Source organism: Microcystis sp. M53603_WE2 (genome assembly GCF_030065435.1).
The window spans coordinates 1-6,463 of the sequence record NZ_JASJFF010000240.1 but is presented as its reverse complement, the minus strand read 5'-3'; the positions used below and the strand labels follow the sequence as shown (position 1 = coordinate 6,463).

Annotated in this window: 11 protein-coding genes and 1 pseudogene; all 12 read left to right on the top strand. The window is 39.3% G+C overall.

From position 1 onward, the window contains the following. A pseudogene (locus PX481_RS05205) lies at positions 1 to 513 on the top strand (apoptotic protease-activating factor); the annotation flags it as partial. Between the two features lie 36 nt (positions 514 to 549). After that, positions 550 to 798 carry a type II toxin-antitoxin system Phd/YefM family antitoxin gene (locus PX481_RS05200; RefSeq protein ID WP_288093890.1) on the top strand — a complete coding sequence of 83 codons (249 nt, stop codon included), beginning with the start codon at positions 550 to 552 and terminating at the stop codon, positions 796 to 798. Continuing rightward, the gene (locus PX481_RS05195) at positions 791 to 1,060 is read left to right on the top strand and encodes a type II toxin-antitoxin system RelE family toxin (protein WP_002739840.1); all 270 of its coding nucleotides are present in this window, start codon (positions 791 to 793) and stop codon (positions 1,058 to 1,060) included. The genes PX481_RS05200 and PX481_RS05195 overlap by 8 nt, the downstream gene beginning before the upstream one ends. Before the next feature lie 82 nt (positions 1,061 to 1,142). Beyond that, a complete protein-coding gene (locus PX481_RS05190; RefSeq protein WP_288093888.1) occupies positions 1,143 to 1,433 on the top strand; it encodes a UPF0175 family protein in 291 nt (96 codons plus the stop codon). Further along, positions 1,417 to 1,911, top strand: a complete 495-nt coding sequence (locus PX481_RS05185; RefSeq protein WP_002780146.1) for a PIN domain-containing protein — start codon at positions 1,417 to 1,419, stop codon at positions 1,909 to 1,911. Before PX481_RS05190 ends, PX481_RS05185 begins: the two co-directional genes overlap by 17 nt. A gap of 27 nt (positions 1,912 to 1,938) precedes the next feature. Continuing rightward, entirely contained in the window at positions 1,939 to 2,160 is a 222-nt protein-coding gene (locus PX481_RS05180; RefSeq protein ID WP_002760517.1) for a hypothetical protein, read from the top strand. Beyond that, positions 2,157 to 2,540 (top strand): type II toxin-antitoxin system VapC family toxin, encoded by a 384-nt coding sequence (locus PX481_RS05175; RefSeq protein ID WP_002760516.1) that lies wholly within the window; start codon positions 2,157 to 2,159, stop codon positions 2,538 to 2,540. Before PX481_RS05180 ends, PX481_RS05175 begins: the two co-directional genes overlap by 4 nt. A 310-nt stretch (positions 2,541 to 2,850) precedes the next feature. Beyond that, positions 2,851 to 3,501 carry a DUF3782 domain-containing protein gene (locus tag PX481_RS05170; protein ID WP_002760515.1) on the top strand — a complete coding sequence of 217 codons (651 nt, stop codon included), beginning with the start codon at positions 2,851 to 2,853 and terminating at the stop codon, positions 3,499 to 3,501. Between the two features lie 111 nt (positions 3,502 to 3,612). Beyond that, positions 3,613 to 4,284, top strand: a complete 672-nt coding sequence (locus PX481_RS05165; protein ID WP_052275654.1) for a DUF3782 domain-containing protein — start codon at positions 3,613 to 3,615, stop codon at positions 4,282 to 4,284. Between the two features lie 113 nt (positions 4,285 to 4,397). Further along, positions 4,398 to 5,090 carry a DUF3782 domain-containing protein gene (locus tag PX481_RS05160; protein ID WP_288093885.1) on the top strand — a complete coding sequence of 231 codons (693 nt, stop codon included), beginning with the start codon at positions 4,398 to 4,400 and terminating at the stop codon, positions 5,088 to 5,090. 361 nt (positions 5,091 to 5,451) lie between these two features. Continuing rightward, entirely contained in the window at positions 5,452 to 5,778 is a 327-nt protein-coding gene (locus tag PX481_RS05155) for a nucleotidyltransferase domain-containing protein (protein WP_002762463.1), read from the top strand. Further along, positions 5,775 to 6,104, top strand: a complete 330-nt coding sequence (locus PX481_RS05150; RefSeq protein ID WP_002762465.1) for a HEPN domain-containing protein — start codon at positions 5,775 to 5,777, stop codon at positions 6,102 to 6,104. Before PX481_RS05155 ends, PX481_RS05150 begins: the two co-directional genes overlap by 4 nt. The last annotated feature ends 359 nt before the right edge of the window (positions 6,105 to 6,463 follow it).

Below are 6,463 nucleotides of genomic sequence, written 5' to 3'. Positions count from 1 at the left end.
GGGTTAGCTCCCCATTTACCGGAAGTTTTACCCGAAGCCTTAGAAGTTGCCAGAGGGATTGGGAATGAAAACTCCCGTGCTTGGGCATTGACCTGGTTAGCTCCCCATTTACCGGAAAGTTTGTTACCCGAAGCCTTAGAAATTGCCAGAGGGATTGGGGATGAATACTCCCGTGCAGAGGCATTGACCAGGTTAGCTCCCCATTTACCGGAAGTTTTACCCGAAGCCTTAGAAGTTGCCAGAGGGATTGGGAATGAATGCTACCGTGCAAACTTATTAAAAGCATTAACCGCCACCTTAACCCCTGCTAATGTTGACTTATCTTTCTGGGAAAATGCCCTTCATGCTTTGGGAACTCTCACTCGTCCTCATTTCCTCGAAACTGTTCCTAACTTAGCGCCTTTAATCCTTCATTTTGGGGGGGAGGTCGCCTTAAGAGAAGTGTATCAAGGGATTAGGGAGGTGAGTCGCTGGTGGAAGGATTGCCCTGTCAATAATTGCTATAATAGCTAAAATGGTCATAATGGCTAGTTTCTAGAAGAATTATTTATGAAAACATTAGGAGCCTCAGAAGCAAAAAATCGCTTTGGCGAACTGTTAGACTTGGCTCGAAGAGAACCAGTACAGATAGCCAAAAAGGGACGTAATGTTGCAGTCGTGCTGTCAATCGAGGAATTTGAGAGATTTTCCGAGTTAGAAAATCAACTTTTGGCTTTACAGGCAGAAAAAGCTCATCAAGAAGGTTTTATCGGAACAACAGAAAGTGAGGCTTTACTGTCAGAAATTTTAAATGCTTAAGATTAACCTATCTCGACAGGCAACTAAACGCTTAAAAAAACTGCCAGATAAACACGCCAAACAAGTAGCCACAAAAATAACCGAACTGAGAACAAATCCCTATCCCCAAGATTCTCTAAAGTTAAAAGGATACTCTTATCATAGAGCCGATATTGGTGAATATCGAATCGTTTATCGTGTTGAGGAGCAAACACTAGAAATCTTGCTGATTGACAAACGAAACGATGATGAAATTTATAAACAACTAAAGAGAACAATATAGAGAATCTTAATTATCAACCATCAATTAATTAGCGATATTATTCCTGCTAAAATCAAGAAAAACAAATTATCTTTAAACACTCATGAACATTAACGTAACATTTCCCGAAGAACTTCTCATTGCCGCCAGAGAAGAAAAAGAAACATTCTCTCGTAAAGTTATCATTTATACATTAGGGCATCTTTATCAAGAAGGAAAAATTTCAGCAGGAATCGGCGCACAAGTATTAGGCTGCGATAAATATACATTTTATACACTTCTCTCTGAGTATGGTTTTTCCATTATTGATTACACAGCAGAAGAATGGGAATCAGAAATACAAACCAGCCGTAAATTAGCCAAAAAAATCAAAGAGAATGAAGATAATTGTTAATTCTACACCGATCATCGCCTTATCTTTGATTAATCAATTAGATCTTCTTAATCAGCTATTTAATGAAGTGATTATTCCTTGGGCAGTTTATCAAGAAATTGTCATCGCTGGAGATAATAAACCGGGGGCAAAAGAACTCAAAAATGCCAATTGGATTCAAGTTCAAGAAGTTGCATCATCATCTCCTCTTGAACCGCTATTACTAGGATTAGATCGAGGAGAATTAGAAGTTATTCTCTTGGCAATTTCAATCAAACCAGACTGGGTAATTATAGATGAGAAATTAGCAAGAAGAGTTGCCAAAGCTATGGAATTACCCGTCAAAGGAACATTAGGAATTCTCTTGGTTGGTTTTTATGCAGGTTATCTATCTAAACAAGAAATTTTAGATTTATCACAACAGTTAGTTGATTATGGAATTCGTATTAGTTCTCCGATTCTTAATTGGCTAAAAACAGAATTAGACAATGATCATTAATATCAAATCAATGCAAAATAAACTACCATGAAACAACTAATCGTACACATTCGTGACCAAGAAAAAGCAGAAACACTCTCTAAAATTTTAACTGCTTTAGATTTTGTTGACTCTGTAGAAATCATCGAAGATCAAACAACATTATCTGATAACGAGCAAGACTTCTTTGCCCTAGCAGGACTGTGGGAAAACAGAAATATCACGCCTGAATCTATCCGTCAAGCAGCATGGCGAGAAGAAAACCGATGATTTTATGTGACACCAATATCCTCATTGAATTCTATAAAAACAACCATAGAATTATCGAAGAGCTTCGCCATATTGGACTAAATCAACTAGCCATTAGTTCCATTAATCAAGCCGAATTATATTATGGAGCAATCAATAAAAATGAACTCAACAAAATCAAAAGACATCCCGGATTGCTACATACCTTTCCTGTAGATGTCGCAATATCCAATCAATTTATTAACTTAATGGAAACCTACTCCCTCAGTCACAAACTCAACATCCCTGACTCTATCATTGCCTCAACAGCATTAGTGCAGAATATTAAGCTATATACATTGAATTTGAGAGATTTTTGTTTTATTCAAGGCTTAGAACTCTATGATCTGTCAAATGAATAACCCATCAACGTTAGCATTTTCCAGCGTTCAGCGAACCAGTCATGAATTAGTCAAAAAATCAAAGAGAATGAAGATAATTGTTAATTCTATTCCCAATTTAGTCCCTTTAATCCTTCATTTTGGGGGGGAGGTTGCCTGAAGAGAAGTGTATCAAGGGATTAGGGAGGTGAGTCGGTTGTGGTGGTGATTCTTGTTCTATGAATTAGCCTCCACCTTACCCAATTGAATCAGCAGTCTGCTCCCCAGTGCCTTCGGCAAGCGCGGCAATCCGATAAAATAGTGAATAGGTGACATCGGGAAAAAATCATCTATGGCAACTACATCAGAAGACGTATGGCGAATCTTAGCCGAATTAGCGACTGCTCAAGCCGAATTGACTGCTGCTCAAAAAGAAACTGACAAACAACTCAAGGAAACTGACCTACTATTGAAGGAAGTCAGTCAACAACAGAAGGAAAACGCCCAACAAATCAAGGAAACTGACCGACAACAGCAGAAAACTGACAAACAACTCAAAGAACTGGGCAAACAAATTGGGGGACTCGGGGCAAAATTCGGCAGCTTTACCGAAGGACTTGCCCTTCCCTCAATGGAAACGATTCTCAGACAACGGTTCGGTATGAAAGTTGTTAGTCCCAGTGTCCGAGCCAGCGAAGATGGACAACACCTAGAAATTGATGTCCTTGCCTATACCAATGGTGAGCTAAATATCGCCTATATCGTCGAGGTTAAAAGTCATGCCAGAGAGGAGTCTATTACACAATTAAAAAGTATTTTACAACGGTTTCGCCGCTTTTTTCCTGAACACAAAGATAAAAAACTCTATGGCATACTAGCATCGGTTGACTTATCCCCAGAATTACGGGAAAAAATTCTGCAAGAAGGGTTTTATGTGGCTCGGATTCATGACCAAGTATTTGAACTCGATATTCCTGATAATTTTCAACCTCGACCTTATTAAAAATTTAGATGCGATTGCCCTCTTCCCCAAAGGAAAAACAACTCTCTTATTCATGAATCGGCCAAATTCAGTAAAATAGTAATAGACCAAATCAGAGGGAAAAATTTATCTATGGCAACTACATCAGAAGACGTATGGAGACTCTTAGCCGAATTAGCGACGGCTCAGGCCGAATTAACTGCTGCTCAAAAAGAAACTGACCTACTATTGAAGGAAGTCAGTCAACAACAGAAGGAAAACGCCCAACAACAGAAGGAAACTGACCGACAACTCAAGGAAACTGACCGACAACAGAAGGAAACCGAGCGACGACAACAGGAAACCGACCGACAACTCAAAGAATTAGGACGGCAAATTGGGGGACTTGGTGCAAAATTCGGCAGTTTTACCGAAGGACTTGCCCTTCCCTCAATGGAAACGATTCTCAGACAACGGTTTGGTATGGAAGTTATCAGTCCCAGTGTGCGAGTCAGTAAAGATGGACAACACCTAGAAATTGATGTCCTTGCCTATACCAATGGTGAGCTAAATACTGCCTATATCGTCGAGGTTAAAAGTCATGCTAGAGAAGAATCCATTACACAATTAAAAAGTATTTTACAACGGTTTCGCCGCTTTTTCCCCGAACACAAAGATAAAAAACTCTATGGCATACTAGCATCGGTTGACTTATCCCCAGAATTACGGGAAAAAATTCTGCAAGAAGGGTTTTATGTGGCTCGGATTCACGACCAAGTATTTGAATTAGATATTCCTGATAATTTTCAACCTCGACCTTATTAAAAATTTAAATGTAATCGCTCTATCTTGCCCAAAGGCAGCAACACTTTTTTCTTCATGAATCGGCAAAATTAAGTAAAATAGTAATAGACCAAATCAGAGGAAAAAATTTATCTATGGCAACTACATCAGAAGACGTATGGCGAATCTTAGCCGAATTAGCCACTGCTCAAAAAGAAACTGACAAACAACTGAAGGAGACTGACCTACTATTGAAGGAAGTTAGTCAACAACAGAAGGAAAACGCCCAACAACTCAAGGAAACTGACAAACAACTCAAGGAAACTGACCTACTATTGAAGGAAGTTAGTCAACAACAGAAGGAAAACGCCCAACAACAGAAGAAAACTGACAAACAACTCAAAGAATTAGGTCAGCAAATTGGCGGACTCGGTGCCAAATTCGGCAGCTTTACCGAAGGACTTGCCCTTCCCTCAATGGAAACGATTCTCAGACAACGGTTTGGTATGGAAGTTATCAGTCCCAGTGTGCGAGTCAGTAAAGATGGAAAACACCTAGAAATTGATGTTCTTGCCTATACCAATGGTGAGCTAAATACTGCCTATATCGTTGAGGTTAAAAGTCATGCTAGAGAGGAATACATTACACAATTAAAAAGTATTTTGCAACGGTTTCGCAGCTTTTTCCCTGAACACAAAGAAAAAAAACTCTATGGCATACTAGCATCGGTTGACTTATCCAACGAATTACGGGAAAAAATTCTGCAAGAAGGGTTTTATGTGGCTCGGATTCATGACCAAGTATTTGAATTAGATATTCCCGATAATTTTCAACCTCAAACCTATTAAAACCTCAAAGGCGATGAGAGCATCCCATTTTCGCCAATCGCCTTCTACAGATGGGAAGTTTTCTCCTGAAACTGGTTCACACAGACAATCCCCCAATCCAAAATCCAAAATGAGATGTTCCCAACCCTTCAGGCTTTGGGGAGTCTCACTCGTTCTAATGTCCTTGAAACTATTTCCAACTTAGCGCCTTTAATCCTTCATTTGGGGGGGGAGGTTGCCTTAAGAGAAGTGTATCAAAGTATTAGGGATGTTAGTCGCTGGTGGCGGTGATGCTCATAAATCAATTAGAAGTGCTACGATCAGCACAGGCCACCATAATACATTTTTTTGCCAAATACAATAATTTCTAGGTAATAAAACAATGGCTCAATTACAAACCCTAATGCCTATACTACAAGAATTTCGCCAAGAATTAGCAAAGTTTTATGGAAACCGGTTAGTAAAACTCATCCTTTTTGGTTCACAAGCGAGGGGTAACGCCAATGAGGACTCAGATATTGATATTATGGTCGTATTAAAAGGCCCCATTTCCCCTGGAGATGAAGTGATTCGGATGGCAGACATCGCTACTCAACTAGACCTTAAATATAATACCTTCATTTCTTTGATTCCCATCGCCGATGAAGACTTTGTACATCGACAAACCCCATTAATGGACAATATTCGCCGAGAAGGGATTGTCCTGTGAACCAAAACCAAATTTCGTCCTATATCAATCAAGCTAATGAAGAATTAGAAGCGGCCACCCTATTACTTGAAAAAAATTATTATCGTGCTTGTATTTCTCGTTGCTATTATGCCATTTATTGTACAGTCCAAGCTCTGTTAATAGTTAAAAATATCAATACTCGTAGTCATCGAGGGGTACGACAGCAATTTTCTCAACATTTTATTCAAACAGGGGAATTACCATTAGAACTATCAAAAGCGTTAAGAATTACCTATGATTTACGACAATTAGGAGATTATGATCAAGTTATTGAAATAACTAGGGAACAAACACAAATTGCCTGAGAATACGCCACAGTATTTGTAGAACAAGCAAGCCACTGGCTTAATACACATTAGTTTAGTATAAAGAGATAGATAAATTATCAGGGTAAGCTCATCTAATTTGGTATAAATTGTACTTGACAAAGATTTCTGAATAGGGTAGTAAAATCGCCATAGCACCGTCCCGCACCGCCAGTACCCAGACTTAGCCGCTGCTACCTCTGTATAATTTATAATTAGGGTCTGCTGAAAAAGTTTTTCCTGGGGGTAGGAGTCAGTAGCCGGTCGTCAGGAGTCGGTCGTTTTAGGCTTTGTTGCCCTTGTTTTTTGTACCAAGAGATGTACTACAAGAAGGATAATGCAAGGTTTTTGAACGTCCC